The sequence below is a fragment of the Saccharospirillum salsuginis genome (genome assembly GCF_014651855.1).
In the GTDB taxonomy this organism is placed as follows: Bacteria; Pseudomonadota; Gammaproteobacteria; order Pseudomonadales; family Natronospirillaceae; genus Saccharospirillum; species Saccharospirillum salsuginis.
This window is the reverse complement of sequence record NZ_BMXR01000002.1, coordinates 437,707-451,140: the sequence shown is the minus strand read 5'-3', so window position 1 is coordinate 451,140 and position 13,434 is coordinate 437,707. Positions and strand designations below refer to the sequence as shown.

General features: G+C 58.5%; 14 protein-coding genes. 7 read left to right on the top strand and 7 right to left on the bottom strand.

Annotation, left to right across the window (positions count from 1 at the left end; all coding sequences use genetic code 11):
* The first annotated feature begins 88 nt into the window (after positions 1-88).
* The 5 genes from traF to IE111_RS05145 all read left to right on the top strand — a co-directional run bounded on the left by traF (position 89) and on the right by IE111_RS05145 (position 5,863).
* On the top strand, positions 89-1,870 hold the full coding sequence (gene traF / locus IE111_RS05165; RefSeq protein WP_189607429.1) for a conjugal transfer protein TraF: 1,782 nt from the start codon (positions 89-91) through the stop codon (positions 1,868-1,870).
* A gap of 156 nt (positions 1,871-2,026) precedes the next feature.
* The gene (locus IE111_RS05160; RefSeq protein ID WP_189607428.1) at positions 2,027-3,262 is read left to right on the top strand and encodes a multifunctional CCA addition/repair protein; all 1,236 of its coding nucleotides are present in this window, start codon (positions 2,027-2,029) and stop codon (positions 3,260-3,262) included.
* A complete protein-coding gene (locus IE111_RS05155) occupies positions 3,244-4,005 on the top strand; it encodes a pteridine reductase (protein WP_189607427.1) in 762 nt (253 codons plus the stop codon). The genes IE111_RS05160 and IE111_RS05155 overlap by 19 nt, the downstream gene beginning before the upstream one ends.
* Positions 4,006-4,235: 230 nt before the next feature.
* Positions 4,236-4,553 carry a helix-turn-helix domain-containing protein gene (locus IE111_RS05150; RefSeq protein ID WP_229805230.1) on the top strand — a complete coding sequence of 106 codons (318 nt, stop codon included), beginning with the start codon at positions 4,236-4,238 and terminating at the stop codon, positions 4,551-4,553.
* The gene (locus tag IE111_RS05145; protein ID WP_189607425.1) at positions 4,550-5,863 is read left to right on the top strand and encodes a type II toxin-antitoxin system HipA family toxin; all 1,314 of its coding nucleotides are present in this window, start codon (positions 4,550-4,552) and stop codon (positions 5,861-5,863) included. Before IE111_RS05150 ends, IE111_RS05145 begins: the two co-directional genes overlap by 4 nt.
* Positions 5,864-6,160: 297 nt before the next feature.
* Here IE111_RS05145 and IE111_RS05140 read toward each other — a convergent pair whose 3' ends face one another.
* From IE111_RS05140 to IE111_RS05115, 6 genes are all read right to left on the bottom strand, one after another.
* Entirely contained in the window at positions 6,161-6,844 is a 684-nt protein-coding gene (locus tag IE111_RS05140) for a KilA-N domain-containing protein (protein WP_189607424.1), read from the bottom strand.
* 399 nt (positions 6,845-7,243) lie between these two features.
* A complete protein-coding gene (locus IE111_RS05135) occupies positions 7,244-8,251 on the bottom strand; it encodes a nucleotidyl transferase AbiEii/AbiGii toxin family protein (RefSeq protein WP_189607423.1) in 1,008 nt (335 codons plus the stop codon).
* On the bottom strand, positions 8,244-8,849 hold the full coding sequence (locus IE111_RS05130) for a DUF6088 family protein (RefSeq protein WP_189607422.1): 606 nt from the start codon (positions 8,847-8,849) through the stop codon (positions 8,244-8,246). Before IE111_RS05130 ends, IE111_RS05135 begins: the two co-directional genes overlap by 8 nt.
* Positions 8,850-9,046: 197 nt before the next feature.
* Positions 9,047-10,150 (bottom strand): tRNA-queuosine alpha-mannosyltransferase domain-containing protein, encoded by a 1,104-nt coding sequence (locus IE111_RS05125; RefSeq protein WP_189607421.1) that lies wholly within the window; start codon positions 10,148-10,150, stop codon positions 9,047-9,049.
* Positions 10,151-10,154: 4 nt separating this feature from the next.
* Entirely contained in the window at positions 10,155-10,787 is a 633-nt protein-coding gene (locus IE111_RS05120; RefSeq protein WP_189607420.1) for a flavin prenyltransferase UbiX, read from the bottom strand.
* Positions 10,784-11,653 (bottom strand): acyl-CoA thioesterase, encoded by an 870-nt coding sequence (locus tag IE111_RS05115; protein ID WP_189607419.1) that lies wholly within the window; start codon positions 11,651-11,653, stop codon positions 10,784-10,786. Before IE111_RS05115 ends, IE111_RS05120 begins: the two co-directional genes overlap by 4 nt.
* Before the next feature lie 233 nt (positions 11,654-11,886).
* Here IE111_RS05115 and IE111_RS05110 point away from each other — a divergent pair, with 233 nt between their 5' ends.
* Complete coding sequence (locus IE111_RS05110) at positions 11,887-12,480, top strand: hypothetical protein (protein WP_189607418.1); 594 nt, start codon at positions 11,887-11,889, stop codon at positions 12,478-12,480.
* A gap of 6 nt (positions 12,481-12,486) precedes the next feature.
* Here the strand turns inward: IE111_RS05110 and IE111_RS05105 are convergent, their stop codons facing one another.
* A complete protein-coding gene (locus tag IE111_RS05105) occupies positions 12,487-13,110 on the bottom strand; it encodes an alpha-ketoglutarate-dependent dioxygenase AlkB family protein (RefSeq protein WP_189607417.1) in 624 nt (207 codons plus the stop codon).
* Between IE111_RS05105 and IE111_RS05100 the strand changes: the two genes are divergently transcribed.
* Positions 13,109-13,432 carry a hypothetical protein gene (locus IE111_RS05100; protein WP_189607416.1) on the top strand — a complete coding sequence of 108 codons (324 nt, stop codon included), beginning with the start codon at positions 13,109-13,111 and terminating at the stop codon, positions 13,430-13,432. The two genes, IE111_RS05105 and IE111_RS05100, sit on opposite strands and share 2 nt — an antisense overlap.
* The last annotated feature ends 2 nt before the right edge of the window (positions 13,433-13,434 follow it).

The following is a 13,434-nucleotide window of genomic DNA, read 5'->3' as shown; positions in this document are numbered from 1 at the left end:
ACCTGTTATTTTACCGCTACTTTACTATACGAATGGGGCCGAAATGCGCCTCGCCATGTTGTAACCCTATTACTAGCAGGACCTGTTGATGAATCGATCACTGCTGGCTCTCGCCATTCTCGCCGCCGGTACCGCCTCCGCCACACCTTTTACTGGAAACGACACCCGCTCCAACGCCATGGGGAATACCGGGGTTGCCTCCTCGCCGTCCTATGCGGCGGGTCAATTCAATCCAGCACTGTTGGCGGCCTCACCCGATAACGTGAATTTTGGGTTAACGTTGCCTTCGGCAAAAGTCTATATCGACGACTCGCTTGGCCTAATCGAGCATGGTCGCGATTTTTATGATTCAACTTATGAAGATTTTGAAAACAGCGCCGACGCCGCCACTGAACTGAACATCGCAATCACCGGGAGTGACACCGAACTCCCGTTAACCGACGTCATTGAACTAATCACGGCTCCAGACCCGACGCCGAATGACGGTAACTATGATCCGGAAGCCGGGAACATTGCCAACATTCAGACTGCAATCCAAAATATTCAGAACACTCCAAATGGGCAATCACCCGATCAGGCCGATATTGATGCATTGAACAACAACTCGGACGAACTGGTAACCAATAGCGCCACTCTGGATAGTAAAATTAACGTCGTTAATTCTACATCGGTCACTATGAACACCACGTTCGGGAACATGCGCACTCAATTGCCCGGCTTCAATGACAAGCCGCTGATGGCCGGTCTGGACCTCGGCGCCGCGTTCGCGCTACCGCGTACCGGCCTTGGCCTTGGGCTGTCCATCAACAACTCTACCGTTGCCGGATTTTCGGTGGATGTGGTCGACAGCGATCTGACTTTACTGGGCCAAGCACTGGATGACCTGGAAGGCGTCAGCGCCGAAGCGACGGATGCCTCCGGCGAACTGGTGACTCTGTCCGGTGATACTCAGTCACTGACCACCGTCATTGCCAATCAGCCCGACCCGAATGACTATACGGGGGGCGAAACCAACCCCCAGTATCAAAGCGACTTGCAGGACTGGGCAAACGATTTGGATGCGGCGGCACAGACTGTTGACAATCAGTCAACCGTGGTTGAAACCGAACTGAACGATGTGACCAACTACAACGGTAATTTCTTCACCAACGGCACTTTCAATGAGCCCGATCCGCAAGACCTGGAGACCAGTGTCGAGATTGTCGGTGCCAACATCGCCGAAGTTGGAATATCCGTAGCCCGAGAATTCGAATACATGGGCGAAACCTTTGCAGCAGGCGTAACACCGAAATTGCAGTCCATCACTGTATTTGAAGACACTATTCTGCTGTCCAATGCCGAGAACGAATTTGGTGAAGACGTCGCTACATATATCGAGTCCAATCGTACCGACTACTTCACCGGCAATATCGACGTAGGGGTCGCCAAAGACTGGCCTGATGTCCTGCGTGGCAATGTCCGCGCCGGCTTGGTCATCAAGGACCTGATTCCCCAAACCTTTGAAACCAAATCCGGCGCCGAACTGAGCATCGGCCCGAAAATGCGGATAGGTGGGGCACATATGACGCGCTGGTCCACATTGTCGGTGGATCTGGACATTACCGAGAACGACCCGCTGAAATACGGCGTACCCACCCGCTACCTGGGCCTGGGCGGCGAATTCAACGCCTGGAACTGGTTAAAGCTGCGCGCCGGTTATCGCAATAACCTGAGCGTGTCGGATAGCCATGTCATCAGCACCGGCTTCGGTATCACGCCATTCGGTGTCGGACTGGATCTGTCCGGCTGGTTCAAGCCCAAGTCATTCGATGATTGGGACCAGATGATACAGGACGCCGGGGTTGTCGCTCAGTTTTCCATGGAGTTTTAAGGAAGCCTGTCCCTCTCCAAGATGTCTGACTACCTGCCCCTCTCCCGCTGGGAGAGTGGGCTGGTTTGATGGCGCTCTCCCGAACAGAGCCTTCGATTGTGTCCTTTCGCCCCGGCTCTCCTCTACAATAGCCCCACATTCTGACTTTCGATTGCCATGCAAATCTATCTCGTAGGTGGGGCTGTGCGCGACGAACTGCTGGACCTGCCGGTTAAGGACCGCGACTGGGTCGTCGTCGGTGCCCGTCCCCAGGAGCTTCTGGATCTCGGCTACAGCCAGGTCGGCGCGGATTTTCCCGTCTTCCTCCACCCCGAGACCAAGGACGAATACGCTCTGGCCCGCACAGAGCGTAAATCCGGACACGGCTACACCGGTTTCGAGGTGCGTTTTTCGCCCGACGTGACGCTCGAGGACGACCTGCTGCGTCGCGACCTCACTATCAACGCCATGGCCAAGGATGAACACGACCGGATTGTCGATCCATTCGGCGGTCTGAACGACCTGCGGGACAAAACCCTGCGCCATGTCTCCCCGGCTTTCCGGGAAGATCCGCTGCGCGTGCTCCGGGTGGCCCGCTTCGCTGCCCGCTTTGAACACCTCGGTTTCAGCGTGGCTGAGGAAACCATGGCGCTGATGCGCGAGATGGTCGACAGCGGTGAACTGGCATACCTGGTGCCGGAGCGCGTCTGGCAGGAGATGTCCCGCGCCCTGCTGGAACCGGACCCGGATGTGTTTATCGCGGTGCTGCGCCAATGCGGCGCATTGAAGGTCATCTTCCCCGAGCTCGACGCCCTGTTCGGCGTACCGCAACCGATGCGCTGGCACCCGGAGATAGACACAGGAGTCCACACCCTCAAGGCCCTGCGCATCGCCACCGAGTTGAGCGACAGCCTCGAGGTGCGCTTCGCCGTGCTGTGCCACGATCTCGGTAAGGGCATGACGGACCCGGAACGATGGCCCTCCCATCACGGCCACGAGGGAATGGGGGCCGATCTGATCAAGCGTCTGGCGCCCGAACGGCGCTGGCCGAACAAAGCGGCGCAGCTCGCCGAGCAGGTGGCCCGGTACCACACGCATTGCCACGGCATCCGCAAACTGAAAGCCAGCACCATCGTCAAGACGTTGGGCCAGCTGGGCGCTCTGCGCCAGCGCAAACCGTTCGAACAGTTCCTGCTCGCGTGCGAGGCCGACGCGCGCGGGCGATCCGGTCTGGAACGGAACGCGTATCCTCAAGCCGATCGGTTTCGGGAGTGCCTGGACGCCTGCGAGTCCGTCAAACCGGCCGATCTTATGGCTCAGGGATTTGAAGGCGCCCAACTGGGCGACGCCCTGCACCGCGAACGCATCAATGCCGTTAAAAAGGTCATCGCCCAATGGTCGAACTCAGCCTGAACCTCCGCGACACCGACGTCGCACCCGTCGTCTTCATCACCGGCGGCGCCCGCCGCCTGGGCGCCCAGACCGCCCGCACCTTTCACCAGGCCGGCTATCGGGTGGTGATTCACTATCGCAACAGCGGGGTAGATGCCGAGGCGCTAGTGTCGGACCTGAACGAGCAACGGCCGGACTCAGCCAAGAGCGTTCAGTCCACACTGGAAGACCTGAGCGAGATTAATGCCTGCGCCGAAAACGCCCGACAAGCCTTCGGCCGCATCGATGTACTGATCAACAACGCTTCGGCCTTCTTTCCGACCCCCTGGGGGGAAATCGACAGCCAGGCCATGCGCACCCTGCTGCACAGCAACCTCGAACTGCCCATCTACCTGATCCAGGCGCTCGCCGATGAGCTGCGGGAACGCGAGGGCGCCATCATCAACCTGGTGGACATCCATGCCCTGCGCCCGCTGGCCGGGCACGTCGCCTACACCGCCGCTAAAGCCGGCCTGATCAGCGCCACCCGCAGCGCAGCGCTGGACCTGGCACCCAAGGTGCGCGCCAACGCCATCGCCCCCGGCGCCATTCTGGCCCCGGAACACGAAGGCGAGGCCGTCGAACAGGGGTTGATCGAACAGACGCCGCTGGCGCGGATGGGCACACCGGAAGACATCGCCAAAACCGCACTGTTCCTGGCAAATTCACCGTTCATTACCGGGCAGGTTCTGGCCGTGGATGGGGGGAGGTCGCTGCGGCAGTAACAAAGCCACCTATTGTCGGAATAGGAGCCCATAGTAGTTACCTACCATAATGATTGAAAAATACATCTTAATTAACCGCTGCAGTTGATTATGATCTATTTTTTAATCTTTACATAGAAACTAAGAATTCCTTCTTGCTCAAACTTAAAGATCCGATATTATATCTTAATCTTGCAATAACACTTTTAAGGATTAATAAATATATCTTTATGGGGCATATCAAAGAGTCCATGACCGATGACGCCATTGCCGTGGAACTGGGCCAACGCCTGGCCCAAGCCCGGCTGGAGCAGAACCGGACCCAACAGGAACTCGCCGAACATCTGGGCATCAACCGGATGAGCTACAACCGGCTGGAACGAGGTCAGGGCAAGGTGATCACTTTGATCGCGGCCCTCAGGGCTTTGGGAAAGCTCGATCAACTGGACGCCTTCCTGCCGAACGAGCCGTTCAGCCCCATGGAAGCACTTAAGATGGGTCGGCCTCACCGCATGAGGGCACGACCCAAGGATAAGACAGACACGAGGGACAAAGGAGCCGACTGGTGAAGGACATCGCGGAAGTGCGATTGTGGGGCGAACAAGTAGGCGCCCTGCTATACAACGAAGACAATGGCGTAACAACATTTGAATATGCCCGCGACTGGATCGCGAACGGTGTATCGGTTTCGCCGGTGCATCTGCCCAACCGGCCGGGACGCTTCACCTTTCCCGGCCTTCCCCATGAAACGCTCAAGGGCCTGCCCGGCGCCTACGCCGATACCTTGCCGGACGACTTCGGCAACGCGGTCATCGATGCCTGGCTGGTACGCAACGGCCTGGACAAGGCGGATTTCAACCCGCTGGACCGTCTTCTGTACACCGGCACACGTGGCATGGGCGCCCTAGAATATCATCCCGTCCTGTCAAATCGCCAAAGCCAGGCGGTCGTTGACGTGCATATCGATCTGTTGGTGGAACTCGCACAGCGGGTGCTGGACCATCGTGCGGGGCTGAAGGTCTCACTGGATGGCAATGGCGATCACCGGGATGCCATGACCGAGATATTCCAAGTTGGCACCTCCGCCGGAGGAGCCCGTCCAAAAGCCGTTATCGCCGTCAACGAGGACCGGACCCGAGTGCTTTCCGGACAAAAAGACGCACCTTCTGGTTTTCACCATTACCTGCTCAAATTCGACGGGGTTCGCGAACGCTCGAATACCAGCGAAGTGTTCGGCGACCCTCAAGGGTATGGCCGGATGGAATACGCCTATTATCTGATGGCCGTGGAAGCGGGCATCACCATGATGCCCAGCGAACTGTTGATCGAGGGCGATCGCGCCCACTTCATGACAAAACGCTTCGACCGGGACGGAAACCGCAAGCGCCACTATCAGTCGCTGTGCGCCATAGATCACGCTGACTATAAAAAACCCGGGCTATACAGCTATGAACAGCTATTCAGCGTGGCACGACAATTGAGACTGCCAAGAGCCGACGCGGTCGAAATCTACCGGCGCATGATTTTCAACGTCATATCCCGAAACCAGGACGACCATACCAAGAATTTCGGCTTCGTATTGGATTCACCCAATGCGGGATGGCGACTGGCGCCGGCATTCGATGTCGCGTTCAGCTACAAACCCGACTCCTACTGGGTGGACTCTCACCAAATGACCCTGAACGGCAAACGCGAAGACTTTACCCGCGAGGACTTGCTGACCGTGGCCGAGCAGGTACGTGGCCTGCGTGATGAAGCACCACAATTGATCGAACAGTGCATAAATGCCGTCGGCCGTTGGCGGGAATTCGCGGAAACCGCCTCGGTCGATACCGATCTGGCCGAATGGATTCAGCAGAATCTTCGCTTAAGGCTTTAAGCAGGAGTGGCAAGGGCTAGGCGGTTAGAGCGAGAACATCTTTTTCTGGATCATGACACATTTCCCGCCACATAAAGGCCAACATATTGAGATAGCTCGGGGACGGGCGACCTCCAATCCCGGTGCCTCAGTGATTCCAGTTTCGGGTGGACGTCCGCCCTGTACTGTTCAAGCTCCTCGTCAGTTAATACCGGTTCCACCATAACTAAATCTCACTCATACAATCCGATTCGCCGATACTGGTTTTACGGTTAACACAGTTCCAGTCGGCTGACCAGTGTTGGAACCGGTGTACGATCAACCGGATTTTGGCTCTCGGGCTTCCGGCCTCGCCATCCAGGCCACGGCGGCCCGGCTCACCCAGTCGCAGAACACCATTTCACAATACGGCACCCCGGGGTGATTCAGATCGCCGTTCACGAACCGGAACAGGCAATGCTTCAGGGCCGTTTCGGCTTCATGAGGGCTCTTTCGGGCCAGTTGCCGCGTTTGCTCGAAGAATTCCCGTCCCATGGCGGCGGCTTCCTCCGCCGACATCTTTGTTCTGCGATCGAATTCCCACCAACCGGCGTCGCCGGGGCGGTTATCGTCCCAACGCAGATCGCGAACGAACTCGAGGTCGTACAGATCGTCGGGAGCCAATTCCGGGTTGTTCAGATTCAGAGTGGAAGCAAACGCGCGCAACACGGCCAGGGCGAATTCCGGACCGATCCAGAGGGCGTAGGCATGCACCAGTTCCTTACAGGCAAACGGGCGCTGAATGTCTTCCAGGTCTTCCCGGGCGGGATAATAGCGAATAGGGATGAAGTCGGGGCCTTCTTGAATGGCGAGGTCGTCCAATACGCCCTGGGCGCGTGAGGTGTCGAGGAATCGGCCGGGATGGTCGTGGCGGTCGCCGCCAGCGGCGCAGTGAAGGTCGTGCAGGGAATAACGGTTGTCCTTGGTGCGAATCGACCAGGACAAAACGGTCAGGTCGGTCATGATGGAAACTCCTGTGTGTGTATTTGGGTTCCACCACCCTCCGTCAAAAGGGTGAGCGGAACCACGCGGGTTGACGGACCGGACACACAGGCACCCGGCGCATCCGAAGATGCCCCGCATGGCCCGCCCATAAAGCAGGCACAGCCATGCTCCGGACACAAAAAAACCGCTCATCGCGGCGGTTGTGTCCGCCTGTGTGTTTCGGGCCGTCAAACCCGGCGGCCGATTTTGCGGCCGCACCTAAAGAATAAGCCTATGCCTTTTCCTGTCAACCGATAAGGAGCCATCCCAGTGTTCAGGAACATCATTACTGCGTGGCTAAAGGAGCTCTAGTGGCTCCGATGCGATTTCACATGCGAAATCTGGAGAAGCTTGTTGAAGTTGGAATCCCGCCGATCGTCACCAGGAATTGATATCCCTTTCTAATATGCGGATCGATTCCACGATTTCGTCAAAGGAGGGGGGTGTCCGGTACATCATGCCAGCGTCGATCATCTTCTCATAGTCGGTGCGAAGTCCATTAAGGGTAATATCCTCAGGGATCAGCCTCAGCCGGCTTTCAAGACAGGCGTCGTAGTTGGCATAGCTCGCCCTGAAAAACGCCTTTTTATGGCGTACGACGTCCTCGAGCAGATCGCGGTTCCGGGCGGCAGCCTGACCGGAGACATGCTGATTCAGCATCACCAGATCATACCAGTGCCGAGAAAGCCGTTCGGCGTTTTCCTTCAATTGTCCTCGATTGCACTCTACGTGGATCAAGGTCACTTTTTCCCAGAAAGTCCGCTCGGGTGAGAGTACTACTACTTCGCTGGAAGGATAATCGAGCTCAGCCGTCAACTCTGCCACATAGGGAGCAATGCCATGACGCTCGTTGGGATCAATCACATTGCGACCACCCAACTCGATCAAGACCTGAGTTTTGAGGTAGTCATCGGCTTCCTCGGTAACGGAGGGAAAGCTCACCCAGATCTTTTCCCCAGTCTCGTCGACCTCGACGCTGTAGTGCTCGTTTGCTGGTAGTTCGGACAATTCAGCACGGAGGTAGGGGAGGACGGTGTCGTAGGCGTATTCCCTGACGTATTCCTTGAGGCGATCGCTAAACCTCTTGATCTGGCTATTGCTGGTACTATCGGAAAAAGGGTCAAAATCATCCTCGAAGCACCGGTAGTCGAGGGTGATATCGACATCCTCAGAAAAGCGATCGATGATGCCGTAGACTTTGGACAGGGAGGTACCACCCTTAAAGGCCATGGGGTGGGCATTAGGCATGGTAAAGAGGGCCTGCAATGTCCAACAGACCCAAATATCTTTCTCCAATACCGTTGCCTGGCGACCCAGTTCCGCGGCTGCCGTCTGCAGTATGTCTTTCCGATCCGCTGCCGGCAGTTCCAGGAAGGCTTCAGCCATGTGCTTCTCCTTGGGCATAGTGTTCAATCGCACCGGCCATCCAGGCCGGCATCTTGGATGTGCGCAACTCCTCGAACTCTTTCCTGCTCAAGCCTTCCTGGATGCGTTGGATTACCTCATCATCGACGCCGTCTTTGCCCAGATACCAGAGGGCCGAGAGGGCCAACCCCGGCTTTTTGCCGGCATGTTGCAGCTTCCGATGACTGGTCGTGTGCATGAACTTGACCTTGAGGTTGCCGATTCGGATCTCCCGGCTTGGGCCACTGGTGTAGTACACCGGGGTGGTGGGCATCTGGGTGCTCAGTTTGAAGCGACGCGCCGCTTCCGCACCGTGGACCTGCACGGTCTCGCCGTGATCTTTGGCGATTACCTCGATGACGCGGGACACATCAGGCATCACGTTGTGGATGAAGCGGCTTTTCTTGGGGCGCACAAAAACCCCGCGCGCAACACGCTGGATGACGCCGTCCTTGACCAGGCGAGAGAGCGCCTTGTCGACGGCCGAGCGTGAGCCAAGCTTGAGGAAGCATGTGTTTGTAAACGGCTCCCCTCGCTTCATACTCAGTAACCGTCGCTTAATGCTTTCAGTCACAGACATCGTTATCCTCTCTCCACAATGTCAGAAAAAGTAGCACTTTTTCTGACAAAATGAAAGGCCGTCCCGCTTCCGTACTCGAGGACAGTCACGCTCCTCGGACATTAGCCATTGCCTCGGGCTCGCCCGTGCAGTTTTGGGTTGGCACTTTCGTGGGTCGCGCACGGCGTGCGCTCCTACAGGGGAGATGCTCATCGTCATCAGGGCTGAGAGAGGCTCATAGAGGCGATGAAGGTCATTTTGTCCCGGTAGCTGTCCGCCAGTTCCCGCCACAAAGGTATCCGCCCTCGAACCGGCGCCGGCTGGGCTTCCCCCTCAAGCAGTGCCGTTAACACCATGACCAGGTCATCCACGTCTTGCGCGGCATCTTTCTCGGAACCGGGATAAAAAGATGCGCCGGGCAAGCATTCAGGATAAGCCAGTCGATTCGGCACCACGACCGTGGCTCCGGCCTGGGCCAGTTCCAGCATCGACAGGCCCTGGAAGTCATGAATGGCGGTGGAGACGCCGATGCCGGCGCGCCCCAGCCAATCCCGATAGGCCTCCTTGGAGACTTCACCCCACTGCACCACCCGCTCGGCTAAGACATCCCTCATCTCATCGAACTCGGCGCTGCGCCCACCGCCGTAGCCCAGCATGGCGAGGCGGAACGGTGTGCCCTGCTCTTTCAGTCGGACCAGGGCACGCAGAAAGCGTTCGGGTTGTTTGTCCCATTCCCAGCGGTGGTTCCAGACGATCAGGTCGGCTTCTTTCGGCTGATGTTTCAGTTCCGCCAGTGCATCGGTCAACGGGACGGGCAGTACGTCCGACAGACGCTGGAGACGGTCGAGCGGTTGACCGGGCAGAGGTTCCGGAAAGCGTTTGAGGAGCTTTTGGGCCCCGCGAAAAAAGGTATCGCGGTTGAAGTGGGTGTTGAAGCTGATCCAGTCCGCCGAGAGCAGGTTGACGATGCTCTGAAACTGCCAGTCGGTCTGGTGCGACGCCTGCTGGCGGTCGGACAACGGGTAGGCAAACTGGTTTTCGTGGCAATAAACCCAGACCGGAACGTCGCGAAGGGCCGGACATTGGGCCTTGAGGGTGCCGACATCGACCAGGCAGGTGGCAACGACGAGGTCGTATTGCTGTTTGAAATCCGAATCGCTCGCCAGCGCCCAGAGCCAGCCGGCCGCCCGGATGCGCCAACTGAAGTGGCGGGCCGGTTGGGTCTTCAGCGTCCAGTCGACGTCGGGAAAGGCGGCCATCAAGCCGTCGCACCAGTAGGCATGGCTGGCGGCGTGGTAGGGGCTGAGCAGCAAGACCTTCATGGATTCAGTCGGTGGCCTGCCCGCTGGCACCGCCATATCCCCAGGGCGGCAGCAGGTCCTGCGGTATGCGGGCGGTTTTCAGGACGCGGGCGACAACGAAATCGACCATGTCGGCCACGGTTTCCGGACGGTTGTAAAAGCCGGGGCTGGCCGGAATGATGTGCGCGCCGGCCTGTTTGAGGGTCAGCATGTTGCGCAGGTGAATTTCGCTGTACGGCGTCTCGCGCGGTACCAGAATCAGGGTGCCGCCCTCTTTCATCACCACGTCGGCGCCGCGTTCGATCAGATTGTCGCACTGGCCGGTGGCGACCGAGGCCAGGGTGCCGGTGGAACAGGGGCAGATGATCATCGTCTCCGGCGCGCCGGAGCCGCTGGCGACCGGGCTCATCCAGTCCTCGCGGCCGGCGATGATCAGTTCGCCTTTCTGGCTGAGCCGGTCGCGCAGGTAATCGTGCAGTTTTTCATGCTGGGCGGGCCAAGGTGTACCGGTCTCGATGGCGGCCACCATCAGGGCGGCCTTTGACACCAGCAGATGGACTTCGAAATCGGCGTCCAGCAGGCATTGCAACAGACGCTCGGCGTAGGGCGTACCGGACGCTCCGGTGATGCCCAGAGTGATGCGTTGGCGCTGTGTCATTGGTTGTCCCCGGCGTAGCGGATCAGGCCTTCCTGCGAGGTGCTGGCCACCAGCCGTCCACTGCGATCGAATATCTCGCCGCGCACGAAGCCCCGGGCGCCGCTGGCGCTCGGGCTGTCGGCGACATACAACAGCCAGTCGTCCAGTTTGAACGGGCGGTGGAACCAGATGGCGTGGTCGAGGCTTGCGATGGACAGGCCGGGTTTCATCAGGGAGATGCCGTGCGGCATCAACGCGGTTTCCAGGAAGCCGTAGTCCGTGGTGTAAGCCAGCATGCTCTGGTGAATCAGCGGGTCATCCGGCAGGTTACCGTTGGCGCGGATCCACATGTGTCGTTTGGCGATGCCATGGCGCGGCCGGAAGGGGTTTTGCGCCTCGACGATGCGGTATTCGATCGGCCGCTCGGCCGTGAACAGGTCGCGGACCCGCTCGGGAATCTCGTCGGAATGGTCACGGTAGAGTTTCAGCTCGGGTTCCAGCAGCTCCGGCCCGGGTACGTTGGGCATCGCGTCCTGGTGCTCCAGGCCGCTCTCTTCTTTCTGGAACGAAGCCGTCATCGCCAGGATGGGCTTGCCGAACTGGCTGGCGATGACCCGGCGTACGCTGAACGAGCGGCCATCGCGGATGACCTCGACTTCGTATTCGATAGGGTGTTTGGCGTCGCCCGGACGCAGGAAATAGGAATGCAGGGAATGCGGTACACGGCTGTCGAGCGTCTGAATGGCTGCCGACAGCGCCTGGCCGATCACCTGGCCACCGAACACCTTGGGGTAGCCCAGGTCCTGCGACAGGCCCCGATAGCGCAGCTGACCGATCGGCTCCAGTTTCAACAGCTCGATCAAACGTTCGACGACGACATTTGCCATTCGGATTCCTCCGCAGTAACTTAGAGTGTAGACGGTGTCACAGATTCAGCGTCAGAAAACCGGCGCGCCTGTTTTTTCTGTGACAATAGTGATAATAAACGTTCTTTCTTTGACGCTCACAGGGACATAACGCTGTACGAACCTGAACCGGCCTCACAGTATATCAACTGAGACCGGCTTATGGCTCGCTTGTCCGTCTATAGTAGATTAAGCGACTAGCCGAGGGTGCCGTGATGAGTCACGCAGCAGAAAAACAACACAACGCCGACCTGGAATGGAGCCTCGACTCCATCGGAGAGCGGCAGCGCGCGATCGAATTCGTAAAGTGCTTTGAAAGCCGCCTCTGTGTCTATTCGCCGTCCGTCGAACAGTTCTACACCAACTACACGCTGCATTTCCCCAGCCAGGAAAACAGCAAGATGGTGGTGCTGCCCAATCCGTACGCCTTTCACGATACCTTCCACGGCGTCGACGCCAGCGCGGTACGCGATACCGGCTTCCACATCGTTCCGGGCGAGCTGCTGGGCAAAACGGGCTTTTACGTCATCGTCAAATACCGCAACCGGGACGTCAAACCGGTGCCGATGCCGCTCAAGCAGGCACTGAAGAAAATGATCCGCACCCGGCATTCGGAGGATCCTTTCCTGCCGATCCTGGTAAAAGGCGATTTGCGGGAATTCAACGCCACCATGCCCTGCCTGCATTTGCATCGAGTCAAACTGGCAGACCTGCCGCGCCGGTCGGATTTCGAAAAGAAGAGCATCGGTAACGCGATTCTGGATAAATTGACCGACCTGTATCATGAGGTTGAGCGGCTGGGGGTTTGACCTAGCTTATCGGGTTGGTCGCGCAGGGGCCTGCGCTCCTACAGGTTCCTGCCGAATGGTTCTGAAGGTCAGGTTGATTCTGTCTTCGGCTTTGGCCCGTTTGGGCACGGAATGCTGCCAGTGGTGTTGCAGTGGGCCGCCCATGATCAATAAATCCCCCTCGCCAAGGGCGACCGTGATCGTCTGCTGACGGTCTTCGTTGCGTCGCAATCGAAAATCCCGCCGGGCGCCCAGTGACAGGCTGGCGACGACGGGGTTATCACCCAGTTCCGGCTCGTTGTCCGCGTGCCAGCCCATCTTGTCGTCACCGGTGCGATACCAGTTGGCCAGAACCGCGTTAAACGGCTCCCCGGCCTGCTCGCAGACCGCATCCACCAGTGGTTTGACCACGGCCGGCCAGCCTTTGGCCTCCAGGGTTTGGCCGCTGTACCGGTAACGAACCCCGGCCGCCCCGAACCAGGCTTCCAGCCGCGGAATCGGATGCTCCCGACCGAAGACCCGAACCCGGCTCTGTCGCCAATCGAGACCGTCGACCAGGGTTTGCAGCCACCACTGGGTGTCCGGGCACCAATTCCGGTACACTAGCAGCTTTCCGGTTTCGTCATTCAGTAAGGTGTCATAACCCGACATGTCTACATCCGCCGAAAGTGCCCAGCAGTGGCTGAACGAGAAACAGCCCGGCCAGGAAGAAGTGCGCGCCATCATCGAAAAGCTGGAACACCGCATCGCTCAACACGAGGGCGAAGAAGCCGATATTCAGGGCTCGGTCGATGCGCTGATCCTGCTGCAGGATCATCTGGAACAACGGGACGCCCCGCCCCCGCAGAGCGAGACACCCAATGCGAACCTCGACACCTCGGGCCTGATCCCCGAGGCCGATCCGATCGAGCTGGAGGATTCGGTCAAACGGGAAGCTTTCGAGGCGTTGAAGTCGAAGTTCAAGGACTTGTAACC